The following is a 21,751-nucleotide window of genomic DNA, read 5'->3' as shown; positions in this document are numbered from 1 at the left end:
CAGTATTGGCAAGTTATCAATTGCTACCCTGATTTGCATCGTAAAATTCATGAACACAATCCATTTTTTCTCTGTAGATCATACAGGTTTTCCTAAAATTTTCATCGTACGGACACTTCTCCACCTTCATGTGGGTCACATAGAAATTTTTTACGTTGGTATTTTGATCATAATTTAGAGGATTTGCTTGTGGATCGCCGGTATAAAATAGACTTACAACATTAATGGATTTTACATCTTTAAAAAATTCAGTTTCCTTGTCAATCAATCTCTCTACGGTTTTCCCATTATTAATTACATCGGTTATCACCAATATATTTTGATATTTACCATTATTCTCGATATGAATATTTTTTTCATACACCGCGTGATCTTGGTAACGGTAAGAATAAGGCAAATAAGAATAAGTGGTTCCCGATCGGAGTGCTGTATAAGTTGCCAGAATATTGCCTTCAATTCCAAGTCCCAAGACAAAATCGTATTTCAAATCATTTTCTGTAACAACCTCAAAAACGGCTTTCTGGGCAAGTTGGAGATGATCCATGTCTGATAAAAACACGGGGACATTTATCCAATTATGCGCTTTGGAACTATCGCTCCAATGAAAGTGACCTGATAGGAACAATTTTTTTTCTTTGATGATGCGGAATATCTTATCGGAATACGAGTTTTCAAAATTTAGTTCAGGAGTCCTCAAAACTATCGCAGCTTCCTTTTCATTTTGGAGATTTGCTTCTGATTCCTCGATTGTGGATACTTCCTCAAACTCCTCGCCGGCCTCTTTGACGATTTCCGTGTTGCCGAATATATCTTCCGGTGGAGCTGCAGCAGCGACAGGCAAAGGCTTACGGAGTTCAATCTCAGGCAAATTTTCATTAGCACCGCGAATGTTAAGTATAGACCAGCTACCCCACTGCGGAGCGGTCTTAGCGTTGTCGTTGATTAGCGAGTAGCGCTTGTTAATTAGGCTGAGGCCTCCATTTTGAGTATTTACTTGATAAACCCTGAAACCGTTTGGTGCATCATTTTTAGCAAAGGATCCTGTGGAGATATATACCAAGTCATTTTCGCGGTTCGATGCCGGTGTATGCTCATTACCGTAAAAAACAGCATTAAATTTGTATTGGCCGAAAATTTGAATTAAATCAACTTTATTGGCAGCATCCCATTGTCCACTTTTTTTATCTTCATATTGACCATCCAGGTTATGATGAACAAATGCTACTTTGGAATAATCGGCAAATTTTTTCTCTAGCTCAGCTAATTCTATCGAGAGTTTATCTATATGGATATATCCCAAGCCATTATGGGCACCGATCTTGGCGTTTGAATTCAATCCAACTAGTAATAGCTTTTCTGGTTCCAATACCAGATGGTTGCAAACCATATTATCAAAGGCAAATGGAATTTTCAGTACCTCAAAATAGAATTTTGAGAAATCATCGAACTTTGCCTCATTCATTTCAAAAGCATGTCTACTTTTATCACTTTTTGAATGGGCAATCTGCAAATTTAATCTGTTGATGTCATGGTCTCCAGGAATGAGGAGTAGATCAGACCGCTCCAACTTCAACCTTGTTATTAAAGTTTCCAAAAACAATGAAGCAGCTTCATATTCTTCCAGCATCCCTTGTTCTGCAATATCTCCAGTAATTACCAGGTATTTCCTAGCGTTGGGGTATTCTGTTTCTATGAGCTTGCAGAACTGTTCGGCGTATCTGCTATTATCTGTGAGGGCTAGGTCTGTGGAAAGATTTGAGCCAACTTTTTTTAACGGCACGCCATTATTATCGAAGTGATAAGTTACGTGCAAATCTGAGAGGTGTATGATGATTCGATCGGCCATCGCTAAGCTTGTGGAGATAATGCAGTTAAAATTTTAAAGTCTATCGGATTATTGCTTTCGGTTATACTAAAAACACTCACCGAATTTTTGTCCTGATGTTCGGCAAGAAGTGTTTCGATTTTAACCACACAGGCATTCCCCAAATATCTACCTCCAGAATAATTGATGATGTTTTGGCAGATTTTAATTTCCGTACCTAGACAGATCACATCAGAAATTACTAAGTAGCGTGCCTCTGAGCGAATTTTATTCCCAATGCTGCTATAGACCTTGTTCGCAGGCCCGATGTGATCCATAGAAAGCATATCCCACTTAAGAAATCTCGAAAGTATCGAACAGATATAAGAACCGTTTAAATTCTGACAAAATAAGATAGGATTATCTCCGACAACATTCCAGCTGTCATGTTGATTGATATTGATCGCCATATAGTAAATGACATAAGTAAAAAAGGAAGGGTCAGCGATGATTATTCCCTTCACATCAATAAATTTCGGTATATAAACTGGACTATTGTGCCGGAAAGCACTATCTCCTTTATTGTCAAGGGTATTTGACACCAATAGATCGGTGAATTTATGCTTGAATAAAGAAAATGGATCAACCATTTCAAAAGTCTCAACCTCGGTGGTTAAAACAAATAGCTGGTATCCCCCCTCGATAAGCACATTTCCCTTGGTAAAAAAACCAAGATTTAGCTTTTCAATAATCTTATCGGTGACATTTATGAATGCCAATCGTTTAACCAGCTTAGTAAGCTCGATCACTACTTTAAATAGATTAGCCTGCACATCCCGAATGCCCCTAAAGTCTAAAAGTGCTCGGTAATCAGCGCTATCAGCGAGCGAAGTCTCAATATTACTAAGGGTTTCCAGCGTTAATTCAGTGCCAAAAATTCCCTCACATATATTAATGCCAGAATCTCCCTTATCAGCAAGAAAACTGCCTGTGAATGACTGTTCAGCATGTAGATTGAAATACACGCAATCCTGATATATAATTTTTGATATCACCATGCCTAATTGACGTTTGTTGGTATTTCAGCTTCAACATGCACTCCTTTAAACCTTACCTGGAAAATCCGTATTGCAGAAAATTGAACGTCCTGGGTATAGTTTCTAAATATGCCTTCAGCAAGCGAGATAATTGCTTTTTGCCCCTGATCGGATAAAGAGAGCATTTGTTGATGGTATTCATCTGATAATTCAGGATTTAAAAGAAACCATGAATGACAGCGCCATATCCCGGTTCGAATTTCCTGGAGCATAGACAGTTCATTTAACATTCTAGACGAAACAATAATTTGAACGTTATCGTAATGTAGTCTGAAATATCCCTGACATCTGATTACCACCTTGAGCATCAAATCAAACATTCCCTGACGATCCTTCAACATCGAATAGTAGAAAGTCTCAAAAATTGAAAAAGCACATTTCTGGGTTACAGGTGCCATACTAACGGTGATCTTCTGGCTTAGTATTCCCATGAGCCCGCCAGGATTGTAATAGGCCGTCTTCTCTTTCGCCATGATAGTATCAAATAAGCCCACTCCTATATCAGCTATTGAACAACTGGTTTTAAACCGGTTACTGAACATCATCATGTAAACATCTGAGCCGGAATGGAAAATACCGTTGGTGATGAGTTCGGATATGATCTGAACAAATTGAGTTTTAATAAAATTGTCTGTCCCAATATCATTCACGAGGTTTTCGAAATGTGAAGTGGCAAGGAAAGAAAAATGCTCTATCAATGCATCCCTGCGTTTTTCGCCATCATCGATCAAATTGATTAACCTAAGACCAGGGTCATTTCTACTGTAAAGGTGTATTTTATGGTCAAATCTCAACTCTCCTCTTTGACTAAACTGTCCAATTGCCTCTCTATTGAACTTGAAAATTCTTTTAGCATTAGGCCAGTTTGGGTTATCATGATCGCCAACAATATGTAAAAAATCACTCTGCTGCAGAAACCTTATGATTCCATTCGAACTCAAGTCGTTGTCCATTTCTAGCGATATGCTCTGCTTATGAAACTCCTTAAGGAAAGCCCCAAGAGCCATTAGAAGAGGTAAAACGCTTGGATCAATTCGCAGCGATCGATCCAAAGAAATCACTGGTGCTGCCCCCTTATAATCAGAACGATAATATTCATTCAAATCACTTAACAGCTCACTATAAAATCGGTATGACGTAAATCGCTTCTGATCCGGAGAATCTAAATGGATGATGTTTTCTTCTAGCACCTTGAAATTAGTTAATTAAACACTACACGATTGCCTATATAGAAAATTATCGGCCGGTTACGATCGTAGGAAATGATAGTGGCCTTCTTATGGATTATTGTAGTCATATCGGAGCGTTTACCAAACTTAAAAAATTACTGCGATTATTTCAACATCCGTAATTCTATATTTTAAAAAAGACTATGTCAGTTAATAAAATCACAACACTATTGCCAGTCACTTGCATTAATTCATTTATGCATTAAGTAATATTGTAGATTACAACTCATTGCCGAAACTGCAAATTGTTATGTTTATCAAAATAGGGAAATGGGTAACAAAAAACGGCCCTGCCATCCGGCAGGACCTATGGCCTCTCTATAACCATTTATTTATCTATTTCTTGCAGTCTTTTCTTAAAATCTCATTACCGCTCATAATGGTATTTCCCTGCAATCACCTGGTGCAGCTGGAAATCTTTACCATCCACACTTGGCACTAAGATTTCGGCAGTTGTGCCTTCCGGGATTTCAACATCCAGGCTTAGGCGCCCACCGGTAATTTTCCAGTTAGCAGTTATTTTTCCGTATTTGGAAAGATAATTGGCCTTGACCCAGGTCAACCCACCGCCCGGAATGGGTTTGATGATGATTTTTTTATACCCTACACCAGCTGTATCGGTATTGATACCAGCCACGGTACGGTACAGCCAGTCTCCGATCGCGCCATAGGCGTAATGGTTAAAACTGTTCATATGGGGATTGTAAAATTCGCCAGTTGGCAGCACCGCATTCCAGCGTTCCCAAATCGTGGTGGCGCCTTTGGTCACGGAAAACAGCCAGCTTGGGTAGGTCTTTTGGTTTAGCAGCTGATAGGCAACATCCGGGTAGCCAAACCTGGTCAGCACTTCACATAGGTACGGGGTACCTAGAAAGCCAGTGGTCAGGTGATCCTCGTAGGCGCGTATATTTTCAACCAAATACGCCGCGGCCTTAGTGCGCGCATTTTCGGGCAGCATATCAAAGTGCAAAGCCAGTACATAAGCGGTCTGGGTATTGCTCATCAGCCGGCCATTTGGGGTAAAGTATTCTTTTAGAAAAGCGATTTTAATGCGTTCTAATAGAGCTGAATAAAAGACCACATCTTCAGTTCTACCTAAGGCTTTAGCGGCATTAATTAGATTCTGGGTCGAATGGGCCCAGAAGCATTGAGCAATCTGGAATTTATCGGTCACCGCCTCGGTTCCGTTGTCATCCATGGGACGGTAAGAAAGCCAGTCGCCGAATTGCCATCCAGAACGCCACAGGTCATTTTGTGATTGCCCTTTCACGTAATCCACCCATTTTTTCATCATTGGGTAGTGTCTGGCAAGCGAGGCTTTATCGCCATAAACCAGATAATGTTGCCATGGAATGATGGTTGCCGCATCCGCCCAGCCGGCAGATCCATCTGCGCCAAAGTACATATTAGGAATGACCGATGGAATGATGCCACTAGCACCCTGGTCCAGCGCCATGTCTTCGAGCCATTTATTGAAAAACTTATCGACACGGTAATTGAATGCCGCCGTGCGGAAAAATACCTGGGCATCGCCCGTCCAGCCCAGGCGTTCATCTCGCTGTGGACAGTCGGTGGGTACGTCGAGAAAATTTCCGCGCTGACTCCAAGTTATATTACTTTGCAACTGATTGATAAGTGGGTTACTGCAAGTAAAGCTTCCGGTCGATTGAACGTCAGAATATAGGCTGATGCCTTCGAAATCATCTGGGGAAATTTCTCCAGGGTAACCGGTAACCCGCGCGTAGCGAAAGCCAAAATAGGTAAAGTGGGGCTCGTAATATTCTGCTCCATTTCCCGCAAGAATATAGGTAGCTTTCACCCTCGCCTTACGCATATTGCCCATATAAAAATTTCCTTTATTGTCGAGCACTTCCCCATGCTCCAAACTGATGGTGGTTCCAGCGGGACCTTTGGCTTTCACCGCGATCCAGCCGGTTAAGTTCTGACCAAAGTCCAGTACTTTTTCTCCTTTTGGTGTGATGAGCAATTTTGGCTTGAAAAGCTCATGTTTTCGGATGGGTTCATTTTCGGATGGAAAAAGTCCTTGATAGTTGAAATTAGCGATAACAACCGGCATTTCGGTCTTGACTGCTACGCGGGCATCTATTGTTTCGCCATTATTGATCTCCGAAAAGCGGATCGGTCCTTCCCCACATCGCCAGCTTTCGTCCGATCCAATAATTTCCTTTTTGCCATTTTTATACTTCACTTCGAGCTGGCAAAGCAAAGCAAGTGTTTTACCGTAATAGTCCCTGCGCTCTTCAAACCCGATAGCGCCACGATACCAGCCGTCGCCAAGGATGACGTTCAATTTATTCTCGCCTTTTTTAAGTAGGTCTGATACGTTATAGCTTTGATAGGCAATGCGTTTATCGTAACTCGTCCAACCTGGAGACAGGTAAGCATCGCCCACCCTTTTGCCATTGATATTGGCCTCGTACATCCCGCGCGCGGTGATATATAGGGTGGCGCTTTTAACGGCAGATTTGGTGATAAAAGCTTTGGAGAAATATTGAGCTGCGCGCAGGCTATCCTCTTTTAAACTTGTTTGGATCCATTTGACCTGCCAAATCAGCTTTTGTGCATGGGTTGATGAGGCGAGGAGCAGTAGCAATCCAATCAGCGCGATTAATTTTGATTTTCTCATGGCTTTAGTGTTCTGAAAGTAACTGCTCTAATTGCGCTTTATCCTGCTGTTTTAAATTTTCCCCATATTTTTCCAGATACAATTTCGCTGCCGGAACGAACTTGTCCCATTCCTGTCCGCCTGCGGTACCTATGCATTTAATCTTTAAATAACTTTCTTCACCGATTTCGCCATAGCTTTTGGTTAGGCTTTCACCGATTTCTTCCCAGGATTTCTCTTCAGCGAACATAGGCTGAATAGCCCCTGAGAAGATTAGCCCGGTCATCAGCTCGGAATATTTAATGTTACCCATCGCTTTTCTGAAGTCTGGTTGATGTTTAACCATCAGCTTAAAGCTTTCCCCGTTGATGGTCCCCGGGTTTCGGGCAATGGTTTTGATCGTGGACTGATCTCGTGCTCCGGCTGCAAAAGCAGCACGGGCTTTTGCAGCTAATACTTCGGGATCCGTCAGGTCGGCATTTTGCGCGCTAACGGTTGGTATATTTTTACCGGCATCGGGATTAAGCTTCAGGTGAATTTCACGCAATTTGGCAAAAGGAACCTTAACGATTTCACGATCATAAGTCATCAGCCCGTTCTGCTCCCCCTCGACGTCAAATGGTTGGGTATAAATAGAGCCGCTCATGCCCTCTACCTTGAATTTTTCAAGCTGGGCGACCATGGCGGTATATTTATTGTCCAGATCAGCTGGTTTTTCCTGCACGTAGCCCCAAGCTTCATCGGTGTTCCACTGGTGATCGGGGATGAATACCCCGATACCGCCGAATTCGCCGCATACCTGAGCCTTGCCTGCCATCTTTAAGGAATTCATCGGAGCGGGGTAAGCGTGTACATCGGTGATATCTGCATTGATGTAGGCATTTGGTGAAGGAGAACGCAGCTGGTTATTCACATAGAGGTATTCTCCTGAATGTCCGTTAACTAGCCTTGATGGATCGGCCTGCTTTAACCAGGTGGTCAGGCGGGCTTGGTCGTATTGTCCCCATTTTTCATTGAACAGCACATAGGTGGTCACCGCCGGAGAGTTGTGGAGCTGAGCTACGATTTCCTTGGATTGGGCTTCGAAGGCTTCTTTGCTGCCCTGTGGCAATCGCTGATTGGGGTTGATCATGTCCTGCCAGATGAGCATGCCTAGGCGGTCAGCATGGTAATACCAGCGTGCAGGCTCAACCTTGATGTGTTTACGAATGGTGTTAAAACCCATCGCCTTTATTGCTTTGATGTCGAAGGCCAGTGCTTCATCGCTCGGGGCGGTATAAAGTCCATCTGGCCAGAAGCCCTGATCGAGCGTGCCCAGGTTATAATAGGGTTTGTTATTCAAAAAGATGCGCTCCTGCCCTTTTTCATCCTGTTGCACCGCGACTTTTCGCATCCCGAAATAACTTTTGACCTCATCACTGCCCAGTCTGGCCGTGAAGTTGTAGAGATAAGGATTTCCCGGCGACCAGAGTTTGGGCTGGTTGATCTTAATGCTTATCGGGGTGTTAGCGGAACCTTTAACGCTCTTGCCTTCCAGGGTCAGCGTAACCGGACTATCGGCGTTGGAATGCACGGTGATGTTCACCAGGTTTTGGTCGATGTCCGGGGTGATGGAAAGCTTGTTGATGTATTGCGGATCCACTGCTTCTATCCAGACCGTTTGCCAGATGCCGGAGCTTGGCGTATAATAGATACTAGCCGGATTGAGTACCTGCTTTCCATGCGGGCCATAGCCACGGTCGCTTGGGTCCCAGACCTTAAGGAGCAGTTCGTTCTCCCCTTTGCGGATAAGGTGGGTGATGTCGATGGTAAAGGCGGTGTAGCCGCCCTCGTGGGTACCGGCAAGTTCGCCGTTTACATAAACGGTAGCCAGGTAATCCACCGCGCCGAAATGAAGCAGGGTCTTTTTACCAGATGCGCCAGCGGTAAATTTGCGTTTGTACCAAAGGGACTGATCGGGCTGTAAGGCCTTTTTAACGCCCGAAAGTGAGGATTCTATGGGGTATGGCACCAGGATCTGGCCCTGGAAGCCAGCTGGCTTCTCGTCTTTTTTAGTAATGGCATAATCCCAGAGGCCATTAAGGTTGGTCCATGACTTGCGTTCCATTTGTGGACGCGGGTATTCAGGTAGGGCATTTTGCGCGCTGACATTTTTGGCCCAGCGGGTCTCTATTGAAATGGGTTGTCGCTGGTATTGCCCCTTGGTCATCAAGGGAACGAGTAAGGCTAGAAAAAGTATTTTTTTCATGTTTCGATATGTGTTTGGTTAGTGGCTGACGGAACACGCGGTGCCGCCAATCCTTTTGCTTATGGCAATTGAAAAGGCTTGAATAACTATTTGCTAATCTTATTTTTTTGTTTTTTTTAGCTGCTCTGGGCTAATGATCTTTAAGGTATTGCCATCATAGATCACCCCGTCCTTGATGACAAAACTGATTTTTTTACTGTTGTGGATATCTTTGAGCGGATTTTGTTCTAGTATAACCAGGTCTGCAAATTTGCCTCGGCTGATCGATCCGAGGTATTTTTGCAGCCCCAATGCTTCGGCACCGCGAATGGTGGCGACTTCCAGGGCCTCCAGGTTACTGAGCCCACCCATCTGTATAGCCCACAGTTCATTGTGGACACCGATCCCCTGGTTTTCGCCGTGGCTACCGAGCGCAAGTTTGCCTCCAGCTTTATATATACGCGCATCAATACTGGCGGATGAAATAAATTCAAGTTGGGTACTCATTTGTTCATAGCTCGGCTCCACAAGAGAGGCGATCGCCTCTTTGGGCCAAAACTTTCTCAGTTTCTCTTCAGTGAAATTCCAGTAAGTGCTGTTTAAATAATATTTAGCACCTAACATCCCATAGGCATGTTGCAAAGCACCGGTCAAGACCGTTCCGCTTCTGGCATAAAATTGAACAACGTCATCGTAGAGGTCACCCCATACCGGATTGTGTTCGATACCTGAACTGCCATCTTTAAGCATTCCAAGTTGATCAGGAAGGTCCCAATACCCCTCATTGGTCATATTGAGCTTATAAATCCCACTAGCCATACCCAGATACTGGCGATTAATGCGGTGTTTTAGCATGTATTGTTTTACCGTTAATCCACCCATATCTTTTCGCTTTTTAACCACTTCCAGTGCTTCTTGCAAGGTATTGCAATGAGAAACGTTTTGCGCCCTTACCGCTTTTCCTACGTGGAATAAGCGGGGGCCTGTCATCTTTCCAGAATTAAGAAGTTCCGAATAACCGTAGCCATCATAGCTTAATGAGGGATCGTGAATCGTTGTCACGCCATAAGCCAGGTTAGCCTGGAATTTCCAGAACTGGCTCGGGAAAATATCAGGTATTACACGAACATGTGCGTGGACATCAATCAGCCCTGGTATTACAGTTTTCCCCATCAGATTAATTTTTACGGTCCGTTGGGGAATGCTGACTCGGTTACTTCCCCCCACAGCGATGATTTTGCCATTTTCGATGAGCACGGTCCCTTTCTCAATAATACGGCCCTTGTTCATAGTCAACAGCCTTGCATTGGTCAAAGCAAAACGATGAGCGTTTTTAGCGTACGGTATTTTCAGCTCAATTGTAAAAGTTGGTTTTATTTTGAAGTCAGCTTGAAATTTTCTTACATCAATTCGGTAAAAATGATTCGCAAAAGTCCAACACAGAATATTTTCTTTCTCCCAGTAAGGATCGACGCCACTACCTAGCTTTTCTCCATAAGCAAAATGAGATGGATCAAAAAGTAGTGTGCTGTCCGGCTTTACCGTTTGCAAATAAATATCTTCGCCCGCAGAAAATGCTATGAACTTTCGGTCTGGAGAGATACAACGCCCGGTTTTATAGTACTTTCCGAAATCATAAGTCGTGAATGCACTATATGCTAAAGGATGTATTTCTCTTGATTCCAAGTTTATGCATTCAAGCGCGGGAACTGGCTGCAGATTTTCTTCATATGGTCCCACATAAGGTTGGAAGTAAATGGATTGATCATCCTTTGAAAAACTAAGCTTGTTCCAGAGATTTATAGTGTCTTTTAAAATGAAAACTTTTTTGCTCATCAGATCAAGAAGCTGCAGTTTTCCGATTCCAGGATCATCTCGATCTTTTGTAGACTTCCCGCAAATCCAACTAATCTTGGTATTGTCTATTGACCAGCAGGGCCGCTGATATTGATTGTCGCTTGCTGCAAGAAGCACAGGCTTGTTTTGCCCATCGGAAGAAATTTTCCACACAGATCCTCCTGTGAACTCGTCCCAGCAGACATATGCTATCCACTTGCCATCTGTCGAATACACACCCTGATATTGAGCTGGTCCCCTGTCATAGATTGGTTTTGGTTTGCCATGAGGCAGGTTTTGGGTGTAAACTCTGTTCATGGTGGAGAAAAGAAATTGCTTACCATCTATTCGCCGCTGAATACCTCGGAGGTATCTCGCTCGAAAACGATTTTGGGTAATTATCTGACTAAAGTGTTTCAGCTTTGCAAGTGCGAAGTTTGCCTTAATGGAGAAGGGAATGATTTTGTTTTCTCGGGTTTTAAGATCTATCTTATGGATTTTACCTTGATAAGCACAATATAAATATCGGTCATTTGCACTGAAACTCATCATTGGTTGCGGATTATAATGATCCTTGTTCAGATTTAACCTTGAGACCAAGGTATCAAGCTTTCCAGTCTCGTCAGCAATTATTAGCGCCCGATTGTTTTCTGTGTATACAACGTATTGTCCACTATGGGAAATCAACAAATTTGAGGCCGTATGAAGTGAGTTCAGAAAGTGTCTCGTTAAGCCATTTTTAAGGTTTTTCAATACCAGAATTGATTTATTGCCAAAAGGTTGGTACTGATATGCATAATCGGAATTAATCCGTTTCCATTCAGCAAGCGATTCAGTTTCTTTTATACGGTGTCCGGACCGGATATCTACTCGCTGACCGGCTAAAAATATTGTGTCGCCCAGAGTGTTGAAATAGTATTCCGTATTCGTATTGATGTTATCTAGGTCAAGGCATCGCCTCTGCCCGGTATCGAATCGACGAATGTGCAGTGACAGTTTTCCTGAAGCATCGCTGATAAATGTAATACTGTTGCCGGCTGGAGAAAAACGGGGTCGAAAATTTAAAGCTAGTCCCCGGCTAAGTTGTCTTGCTTGTCCTCCTTGCTCTGGTAGCATAAAAATTTCTCCAAGTAAATCGAAAACCAGTGTCTTGCCATCTGGAGAAACATCAACATTCATTCGGGTTCCTTCCGTTACATTTAGCTTCATCCAGCGCGTCGCCCTCATCGGTAGTTGGGCAGATGCTACGGAATACATGGCGCTCAAGTATATGTTAAGCAAGAAAATAACGAACTTGTTCATAGTTTTTTGTTTAGCGACCTTGAATCATTTTCTGCAAAGTCGTTTCGAATTCTGTAAGTGGCTCTCCGCTCACCCTTGCCATTTCAATGACTCTCCGTTGAAGTTCTATTGCCTTGTTTCGCTTTCCGATTTTATACAGCAAATTCGCCTTGGTATCGGTAAATGTTGCGTTAGAATGGATTGAAAGGAGTCGGTTCATCCAAGTGAGCGCAATCTTAAGTAAGCGTGGGTCACTCACGTTCAAGAAAACATCCCAGGCATTATTATTTACGAATTCCGGAAGGACTTCATAATCTGTCAGGATCAGATAAGAATGAAATTTTTGCACAAACGCGTTCCAGCTTTTCATTTGGAGGTCTTTTTCGTAACTACTCCTAAGATGTGTTTTTATGTTTTCAATATTTCTTTCCCATTGAATGTTTGATATATTATTTTTCTTAGCAAGACATAGAAGTAGTTGTTGGTTCACTAAGGCTTTCGTCCCCTGCCCGGTTTTAAGCAAGATGGCGGACTGCAGATCAATTAAACCAAGCCTGACATTAACAGAAAGTTGTTTTTTTTTGATGATTTTCTTTAACCACCTCAATGCCGCTCTCATAACAAGAGTATCATTTGAATTTATTAGATAAGTCGAGAGGAGAGCGAGTTTTACCTCACTTGATGGATCTTTGAGTTTTTTTAAGTACTCCGAAGCGATTGCGGTAACATCAAGACTATCTTGCTGGGCAGCAGAATATCCGAGTATTGGCAGCATTAGCATACTGTTTGAATTTTTGGCGCTGTGCCCTTCAGCCACATCGCTGTTAGATGGCATAACCTGGGCCCTGAGGTTATAATGGGTAAAGAAAAAAAAGCCTAATAATATCAATAGGATTTTTAAAACCGTTTGTTTCATTTTTGTTAAGATTTTGAAATAGGTGAGCAAAGGCGAAGTTTATACACGATGGAAACCGTATAAAAAATATTGAAGCGCCGGTTTCATCCGGCGCCTGATGATATTCCGTTTTAATATCCTGCGTTCTGGCTCAGATTTGGATTGAGGTCTCGATCCCGTTTCGGGATGGGATAACGTTGCCAGTTACTGTTCCAGCTGCTTGCTTTGCGAACTGAGACTCCTGGCATTACCTGGTCAATAATTCCGGTACGCTTGAGGGTGAACCAACGATCACCCCACTCTGTAAACAGTTCCAGGCGACGCTCATTTATGATATCGTCTATCACTGCTTGCTGATTTGTGGCTGTGACTGAAGCAACACCAGCACGGCTCCTGATTGCATTCAGATCTGTTTTAGATTCCTCAATTCTGCCAAGTCTTGCAAGTGCTTCTGCACGAATAAGGTAAACTTCGGCTAATCTCAAAACCATCTTAAATTCCGTCACCGGTTCGCCAAGGTTGCCGATTTTGTATTTAAAAGGATAGTTGACTGTTTGAGTGCCATCTGTCCAGGTTCCAACCCATTTTTTCTTGCGAAGATCGTTAACGGAAAATGAAACAGCAAGTTGATTATCAAGTAGAAATGGATAAGAATCTCCAGGCCCACTTGAAGGCAAAATAAAAATCAATCCATCTTGAGTATTTGCACCATTGATCACGGGTTGTAATTGCCAGATGGCTTCTGAGGAGTTCGCGAGAAAAACTTCATCGAGCGGCACCAGTTTGTAGCGAGAAGTTTGATTGATAACGGCTGTGGCACATTTTTCAGCATTTTGATAGTCGCTTTTGAACAGGTAAGCTCTGGCCAGCATCGCTTGCACTGCGGCCTTATTGGGTGTAATACGAGTGGAAGTTTCTTTTTTACCTTTAACATCAATATAATTTTCACTTACCAATGTTTCTGCTGTTCTGAGGTCTGCAATAACTTGGTTCATGACCTCTTCTGAAGGAGCGCGAGGCAACAATTCGTTTACTTTGTAATTTGAGGTTAATGGCAAGGGAACATCTCCATAAAGACTGGTAAGATAAAAAAACTGGAATGCTCTTAAGAAATATGCCTGACCAAGCAACTGTCTGCGTAAATCCGGTGTTAGCTTATCAGCCTTGGTAAGACCTTCTATTGCAACTGTGGAAGCATAACACCGATGATACCCTGCAGACCAGTAGAGGACATTATTCACCGAATTTGCGTTGAGACTGTTACGATAGTAATCGATGTAGCTGTCGTTGTTAGCGAAAAGTGTTAGTTCATCTGCCGAAAGACCTGGCGCTACACTCAGAAATGCCGATGAGGTAACTTCTAAGCCTGGTCTCAATGATAGTTCCGTGTACATCCCATTAAGTACTGCTGCAGCTGTTACATCATCATTGTAGACATTTTCAATATCTACTGTGCTGCTAGGTGAAGGTACTTCAACAAGTTTTTTACATCCTGAAAACAAAATGAACAGTGCCATGGCACAGCTCATAAACAGGCTGCAAAAGCTATCTTTGGTTATTGTTGTTTTTTTAGCTGATATCATGATCATATGGGATTTAAAATGAAACTTGTGCTCCGAAAGTAATGAGGCGCATAGGTGGCATAGAAATAATTAAGGTCTCCGGATCGATACCTTGATATTTCGTAAAGGTCAACAGGTTATTGCCCTGCACAAAAATCCTTGTGTTTTTCAGCAGTAGACTATTCCTGAATTTTTCTGGCAGCGTATATGACAAAGACAGATTTTTGAGTCTGATGTATGAGGCATCACCATAATTACCCTCACTTTCATTTAAGTTGCTTCGAGAAGTTGCCAGACTGTTGTTTGAATTATAACGTTGAAAGGTTGCTACATCGCCAGGCTTTTGCCAACGATCGAGAAAGCTAACTGGAACATTGATATTCAGCCTACCAGGATTATAAGCTTGGTAATTTAACGATGCAATTTGTCTTACAAAGGTTATAAGAAAGCTAATACCGAAACCCTTGTAGGAAAGTGAATTTTCAATTCCTCCGTAAAAGCGTTGACCAACATTTACTCTGACAGTCCTGTCGTTGAAATAATCCGGATTACTTGTACGGTTTCCATTATGATCAATAAAGGTATAAACACCTGTTTGTGGATCAACGCCGGCGTATGGGTAGAGTTGTCTAACATCTAGGGATTCACCCACTATGTATTGACTGGCCAAACTGGACTGGTTGAGGTTCTCATAAGCAACGAGCTTGTTTCTTGGTACAGTCAGGTTAAAGCTGGTGTTCCAGTTTATGGATTTTGTCTGTAAATTTGTGGTATTCAGGGTAAGTTCCAGGCCTGTATTCTGGACGGTTGCCGGAAGGTTTGCGGTAATTTTAGTCGCGCCTGCCGTGGAGCTGATATCCCGCTCCAAAAGCTGGTTACTGCTTCGATTGAGGTAGTAATTCGCGCTAAGTAATACCCTGTCTTTGAAAAAACCAAGATCGAGTCCGATGTTTAACTTACGAGTTTCCTCCCATTGAATATCATTGTTACCGATTGCGTATACTGGTGAAAGCCCCAGACTACTGGCACCACCATAGGTGAGGTCACCGCTATTGCTACTGTAGAGGGCTAAATATCGATAATTGGCGATTTGGTCGTTTCCTGTAATTCCGTAACTAAATTTCATTTTACCATAAGAAAAAAAGCTATTGTCTTTTAACCATTTTTCATTTGAAAACAGCCAGCCTAAACCAATTGCACCGAAGTTATGAAACCTATTATTAGCACCAAACCTACTACTTCCATCTCGTCTGGCAGTAAGGTTCAGTAGAAATCTCATATCATAATTATAGCCAGCCTGAGCAAACAACGCATGAGATTTATAAAGCTGCGGCATCGCGCCATAGCTCTTAAAAATCTGGCTAGCCTGACCGGGGTCATCCATAGCAGCGGTATTGACATATCCTTCACCGCTAAAGCCCTGACTCTGCATATCTGACTGCTGAGCAGTCAAACCCAGTAGGAAATTTAAATTTCCAAATGAAGTCTGTCTTTTATAGGTTAATTGGGGTTCGATATTCCAACCAATCTGACGATTATTGAGGTATCCAGCGCTGGCAAGCACGCCATTCTCAATGTTTTCCGGTGTATTTGCTTCAACTGGCAACTTGCTGAGCTGATAAGTAGTTAAACGGTTGTATCCCGCGTTAAGCGTTAAATTAAAAGCTTTTAATAGTTCATAGCCCATCAGTACATTTGTTGTTAAAGACTGGGTCTGATCCTTTACGGTATTTTCCAATGCTGCTACAGGATTGTTAAAGGTTGTTGCCCCTGAGGTGTTCGGCATCCAATTGAGGCTTCCGTCCTGATTGTAAAGTGGTGGAGCTGTCGGAGCAAGTCTCAATGCTACCGCTGTAGGATCGGTGACCGGCAAGCGATTGACATCATCCATATAACTTCCGGTAAACTGGAATTTAAACTTCTGATTTTTTGAAGTCCCGTTCAGATTAAAATGCATTGAAGCTTTTTTGTCATTAAAATCACCTTTGATTGATGGGGTTTGCCGATTGAAACTCGTTCCAATCAGATAAGTTACGTTATTGGTTCCGCCCGAGAGAGTTACATTTGCTTGTGTAAAGCTTGCAGAATTATTTATGAGTTCCTTTTGCCAATCAGTATAGCGAGTATTGTCCCATACTCCATTGATATCGTAATCTACAGGTCGCAAACTAAGTCCATCATTTTTTAGCGCTTCTCGCCTCATCTCTAGATATTGGGCGGTGTTCATCAAATCCAGATGGCGTGCAGGCGCACTCCGGCCATGCTGAAATTGAAAATCAACTTTCAAAGGCCCGCTGGCTCCTTTTTTTGTTGTAATCAAGATTGCTCCATTGGCAGCTTTTGAACCATATATAGCCGTCGCATCTGCATCTTTAAGAACAGTAACACTCTCTATATCTGAGGGATTTAGAAAACTAAGCGGACTTCCATTAGCCTGATTAGCTCTCGTACCTGAACTACCCACATCGAGCAGATTTCCTTGAAGCGTTGAAAAATATGGCACCCCGTCCACCAATACATAGGGATCATTTCCATTTAGAATACTATTACTCCCCTGGACTTGATACCGAACACCAGCGTTAACAAAACCTGACTGTTGTGCAATGTTCAATCCTGGAACCCTACCTTGTAATGCCATTAATACATTGGTAACGGGATTCTTTTCTAAATCTTTGGAACCGATGGTGATTTGGTTCCCAGTTGTTAAACGCTGGGTAGTTTTTCCGTATGCGGTCACCTCTACTTCGTCAAGTCTTGAATCACTAAGAATCATACTTATCTGCCCAACGTCTTCTTTTGCTTGCATCTCAATAGTCTCACGTCCCAGAAAGCTGAAAACTAATAATGTATTTTCACCAACATTTTTTAACGAAAATTCGCCATTTGCATTACTGATTGTTCCCCGACTATTCGTTTTCATTTTTATCGTTACGCCTGCCAAAGGTCTGCCAGCTTCGTCTACAATGCGTCCCCGGACATCGATATCAGAAAAAAAGTTTTTGATTTTATCAAGTATAGACACCTCGGTGCGGGAAATAACGACATTTTTATCGCGGATTTTATACTCCAGGCCTAAAGGGGTCAACATAGTGCCCAAGGCTTCATCCAGGCTCGCGCCGCTGAGGTTAACGCTGATCTTCTTATTTTTGAGTTCGCCCGAATCGTACAGAAATTCCGTCCCGGTCTGGCGGGTAATCTGTTGCAGGACTTTTTCGACCGGCGTGTTGGAAAACTGCAGGTTGATTTTCTGCGCGAGGGTTTTGGCACTGAGCTGACTTAAGGCCAGGATCATTATGAAAGTGGTTAGCTTCATAATTCGTAAAACTTTTGCCGGCGGCCAATATTGGCGCAGCCTGAGGTGAAACATATTAAATTTCATACATTTGTTTTGTTGGGTTGATTGGAGAAATCCTTGTAAATCATTTACCGTCTATGGCCCGGCCATAACGGAAGGTTGGCCCGATAATATTGCCGGATTGTGCTGAGAACACTTTCCGGTTTTTTTTCGTCCACCTAGCTGGTCTGTTTCCTTATCCGGAGGGTATTTTTTTCTTCATTTTTTGGTTTGGTTGGTTGATCTGTAATTGGTAATAATTGATGTTAGTTATATACGATGAGTTTTCGTCCGTTTAAGCGAAAATTGATTTTCGCATCTTTTAGCAGTTGCAATACCGATGATAGTGGTACGTTCCGATTGATCCCGCCAGAGAATTGCCTTTGGGGCACTCCAGTTGGAAATTCCAGCTGCAAATCATACCAGCGTCCAAGCTGTCGCAGGAGCTCTTCCATGGGCGTTTCGTTGAAACGGAATTTTCCCTCTTTCCAGGCAATGGCATCTGCTGTATTGGCAGTGGCTACTTGTAGTAGCCCCTTGGTAAAGCTGGCCTGCTCTCCGGGGTTGATCAGTTTTTGAACTCCGGGAACAGCCACTTTGATGCTTCCTTCGATTAGGGTTGTTTTTTGATTTGGTTCATCCTCATAGGCGTTGACATTGAAGTGTGTCCCCAGTACTTCTACGGTCTGACTTCCGGAGGTCACGACAAATGGCCTTGATTTATCTTTGGCCACTTCAAAGTACGCCTCACCCTTGAGTTCTACGCTCCTGTTGCCTTTAGCTGCAAAATTGCTCGGATAACGGATGAAAGAGGCCGCGTTCAGCCAAACCACTGTTCCATCGGGCAGGTTCAGGCTGTAGATTTGTCCCTTCCCCGTTCCAAGGCTATTATAGTTTAGGCTGCCAGCGCCATCACCGGGCTGATACTGAATGCCACCATTGACGGTTTTGATAATTCTAGTCCCAGCTTCCTGCGCCAGGGTACCGCTAGCTTGATCGTTTAGCGCGATCTTGCGGCCATCGGAAAGTGTCAGTGTGGCGCCCTGGTTGCCCGGGCTGATTTTTTGCGCCAGGATCACGGCGTTATCCGTGGCGGATTCAAGCTGCTGGACCCGGTATAGATGGATGCCAAAAATGCAAATGACAATGGCCGCGGCGGCAGCCACAGCCACCCATCGCCAGCGTTTAATGGCCGTCATTTTCACAGGTTTTCTTTTCGGCAGGTCTTTGCTGGTGATCAAGCTTAACATACGCGCTTCGACCTGTGGGCTAAAGGGGTTTTTCTGATAGACAAAGCGCTCATAAGCCGTCTCGATCTCTCTCATCAGGGCCTCATCGTTGCGCTCATCACTGATCAGTGCGTAAAGTTCCTGCTGCTCTGAGCGGGTAGCTTGGCCCTCTAGGCACCGCTGAAATAAATGATTGATTGGTTGCGCCATAAGCATTTTTCTTAGAGCCAATAATGCCCCTTTATGCTAAAGAGTAAAAACGCCCTATTAAAGGGGTAATGGAAATCAAAAAATAATTAAAGCTTAACGCAGCATTAACGAGGTGGTCAGTATGACTACTGCGCCAATGTTGCCTTTATCACCTGCTTCCCGGCGGATGAATTGCAGGGCAAGCTGTATGTGTTTCTTAACGGTTTGCTGGGAAATACCTAGTTCGGCAGCGATTTCCTCGTGTTTCATTCGCTGATATCGGCTCATCCGGTAAACGCGTTGCTGCTGTTCGGGCAATCTGCTCACGGCCTGTTCGATACGTTCACGCAGCGCTTCTGCGGGGTTATCGAGGCCTTCCATATCCATTTCTTCCAGCAGGCCAGATTCGATTTCAATCGCTTTCAACCTTTCGCTGGCGAGTTTTTTCAGCGCGGCAAAGGTGTGGTTGCGGCAAAGGATGAACAGGTAGGCACTGAAGTTCTCGATTTCAGCTAAGCGCTCGCGCTGCATCCAGATTTTTACGAAGGCATCCTGAACGATTTCTTCGGTTAGTTCCGGGGATTGGGTAATTTTCAGCACAAAAGCGCCCAGTGGCCGTCCGTAACCTTTGAATAGTTCACTAAAAGCGCGTTCCTCCCCCTTTGCGACATCGGCAAGCAAAGCTTTTTCGTTGGCAAGGGGTTGAATGGCCATTTAGCGAGGTGGTTATCTGGTGAATTATGAGTCAATAATAGTGAATTTTTTAAAATGCCGGGCATGTAGCCTTAAAGAACTATTTGAAAATGGCCTTCAGGATTTTCTCAGCTAATTTAGCATTGAGATAATCTACCTTATCCGCGTCCTCATTCCAAGCTTTTGCTAAAAGAATCCCGCAGGACTTCTGCTCGGCGGACTGGTCATCTTCGTGGCGCATAGCTGCTTTAAGATGAAAAAACCCTGGCGAAATTTGCCAGGGTCTGTATGATTATTAAATGTGGGATGCTTTTGTAGGAAAAACTATTTGGCTTTCAGTAAGTTGGTAATCACCAGTACATCCAGATTGGCACCGAAGGAGAGGCCCCTTTTCCAGTGTTTATTGGTCCGCAAGTTAAAGTCCGCCTCGCTGACCGCTGTTTGCTGGAATTTAAAATTATCATCATGGCTGAACGTATTCACCTCGCCATAATGCACCCCGCCAAATACCGAAGCGCCACGAACAAGTTCCCAATTAAAACCGAAGAATATGTTTTTTAAGGCTTTTTCCGACACGGCAACGCCTATGCTTGGAAAAATTCGCTCATAAAACTTATGATCATCAAAAAAGTTCCGGCCGTATAGTTTGTATTTTGGAATGTCTTTTCCCGTTAATGATTCGAGCAGGACAATTGGGGAGACATAAAAGGTGGCCATCGCGGTGAGCACTATCCGGTCTCCTTGATTGGATTCTTTGACCACTTTCTGATCAGGAGCTGAGTTGGATGGCAAGAGTTCATAACTCGGGTTAGCCAGGCGGGTATTGAGCACCCCTACATCGAAAGAGCCATGGTAGAGTTTGGTCATTTCAATGGTCTTTTTTGCGATTAGCGTACTCTCCAAAACGGGTGTACTGGCATAGGTGATGTTATTTCGATAAAGCTCAAATTCAATGTTATCGGTTGAAATGCGCAGGGGGAATTCCTGGTGTTTCCAGACGTAGCTCACGGTTTTATCAGTACTTCCCCCGGCCTGGGCACCCAGGTTACTGCCCATTTGCCCGGCATTATTAAAAACCAGTGTAGCGCTAAAAGCGCCTTTGGTTTGGTTGATGGAATAGCTGATGCGGTTCGGGTTTTCTTTCTCGGTTAGGTAAACCACGTGCACAATATACTGGCGGTTGGCTACACCCTGGGGCATCACTCCGAGTAAAACATTTCCGAACTGATCCAAAAAGATGTGGGTATAATCATCGCCTGTGTATTGATAGCTCGCATCACGCGCCGCTATCACCTTTATGCCATAGTCATTAATGTTAAACCGAGGGAATAAAAACCTAATTTCCTCGGCGATGGAATTTGAAGGTAAATTATTTACCGTCGGGGTATCGTTTTTTTTGGCAACATAAGTATAGTTAACCGCCTGAGCACTTCCAACCTGAATGCTGATATCGTAAGTTCTGTATTCCTTGACCTGGTCTGCGCTTAAGGGTACAATATTGATCTCATTTCCCGACCTAGATTGTGCTATAGTGACTTCGGTATTATAGGTAGCACGTACCACAAGGATTTCAGTACCCAGATTAGCCACTTTGATGTTGATAGCGGTCAGTGGATTAAAGGCCGAAACAATCGCGTTAGTGGTTGTTTTAGTAAGTGTTTTGCTGGCCGCATCATAGCTGAGCTCAATGTTATTTTGCGCTTTGAGCGAAAAGCTGATGAAAAGGGTGAGCATGAGGGTTAATTTGGA

13 protein-coding genes are annotated in these 21,751 nt (G+C 43.4%); all 13 read right to left on the bottom strand.

Annotated features, from left to right (window positions below; genetic code table 11):
• Positions 1-16: 16 nt before the first annotated feature.
• On the bottom strand, positions 17-1,846 hold the full coding sequence (locus DF947_RS01800; RefSeq protein ID WP_109927973.1) for a metallophosphoesterase: 1,830 nt from the start codon (positions 1,844-1,846) through the stop codon (positions 17-19).
• 2 nt (positions 1,847-1,848) lie between these two features.
• The gene (locus tag DF947_RS01795) at positions 1,849-2,862 is read right to left on the bottom strand and encodes a hypothetical protein (RefSeq protein WP_109927972.1); all 1,014 of its coding nucleotides are present in this window, start codon (positions 2,860-2,862) and stop codon (positions 1,849-1,851) included.
• Positions 2,863-2,864: 2 nt separating this feature from the next.
• Positions 2,865-4,091: a hypothetical protein gene (locus tag DF947_RS01790; RefSeq protein ID WP_146202865.1), complete on the bottom strand. Its 1,227-nt coding sequence runs from the start codon at positions 4,089-4,091 to the stop codon at positions 2,865-2,867.
• A gap of 406 nt (positions 4,092-4,497) precedes the next feature.
• Positions 4,498-6,777: a glycoside hydrolase family 78 protein gene (locus tag DF947_RS01785; RefSeq protein ID WP_109927970.1), complete on the bottom strand. Its 2,280-nt coding sequence runs from the start codon at positions 6,775-6,777 to the stop codon at positions 4,498-4,500.
• Between the two features lie 4 nt (positions 6,778-6,781).
• Positions 6,782-9,004 carry a glycoside hydrolase family 2 protein gene (locus DF947_RS01780; RefSeq protein WP_109927969.1) on the bottom strand — a complete coding sequence of 741 codons (2,223 nt, stop codon included), beginning with the start codon at positions 9,002-9,004 and terminating at the stop codon, positions 6,782-6,784.
• 99 nt (positions 9,005-9,103) lie between these two features.
• Positions 9,104-12,121, bottom strand: a complete 3,018-nt coding sequence (locus DF947_RS01775) for an amidohydrolase family protein (RefSeq protein WP_109927968.1) — start codon at positions 12,119-12,121, stop codon at positions 9,104-9,106.
• A 10-nt stretch (positions 12,122-12,131) separates the two neighbouring features.
• Positions 12,132-13,016: a hypothetical protein gene (locus tag DF947_RS01770; protein ID WP_109927967.1), complete on the bottom strand. Its 885-nt coding sequence runs from the start codon at positions 13,014-13,016 to the stop codon at positions 12,132-12,134.
• A 110-nt stretch (positions 13,017-13,126) separates the two neighbouring features.
• Complete coding sequence (locus tag DF947_RS01765; RefSeq protein ID WP_158526212.1) at positions 13,127-14,578, bottom strand: RagB/SusD family nutrient uptake outer membrane protein; 1,452 nt, start codon at positions 14,576-14,578, stop codon at positions 13,127-13,129.
• A gap of 13 nt (positions 14,579-14,591) precedes the next feature.
• Complete coding sequence (locus tag DF947_RS01760) at positions 14,592-17,936, bottom strand: SusC/RagA family TonB-linked outer membrane protein (protein ID WP_109927965.1); 3,345 nt, start codon at positions 17,934-17,936, stop codon at positions 14,592-14,594.
• A gap of 221 nt (positions 17,937-18,157) precedes the next feature.
• Positions 18,158-19,330: a FecR family protein gene (locus DF947_RS01755; protein WP_158526211.1), complete on the bottom strand. Its 1,173-nt coding sequence runs from the start codon at positions 19,328-19,330 to the stop codon at positions 18,158-18,160.
• A gap of 93 nt (positions 19,331-19,423) precedes the next feature.
• Positions 19,424-20,023, bottom strand: a complete 600-nt coding sequence (locus DF947_RS01750) for an RNA polymerase sigma-70 factor (protein WP_109927963.1) — start codon at positions 20,021-20,023, stop codon at positions 19,424-19,426.
• A 79-nt stretch (positions 20,024-20,102) separates the two neighbouring features.
• The gene (locus DF947_RS22150; RefSeq protein WP_158526210.1) at positions 20,103-20,243 is read right to left on the bottom strand and encodes a hypothetical protein; all 141 of its coding nucleotides are present in this window, start codon (positions 20,241-20,243) and stop codon (positions 20,103-20,105) included.
• Between the two features lie 83 nt (positions 20,244-20,326).
• Positions 20,327-21,736 carry a hypothetical protein gene (locus tag DF947_RS01745; RefSeq protein ID WP_146202863.1) on the bottom strand — a complete coding sequence of 470 codons (1,410 nt, stop codon included), beginning with the start codon at positions 21,734-21,736 and terminating at the stop codon, positions 20,327-20,329.
• Positions 21,737-21,751 lie beyond the last annotated feature (15 nt).

Origin of the sequence: Pedobacter paludis (assembly GCF_003173575.1) — a bacterium.
GTDB classification, from domain to species: Bacteria; Bacteroidota; Bacteroidia; order Sphingobacteriales; family Sphingobacteriaceae; genus Pedobacter; species Pedobacter paludis.
This window is presented reverse-complemented; position numbering and strand designations above follow the sequence as displayed.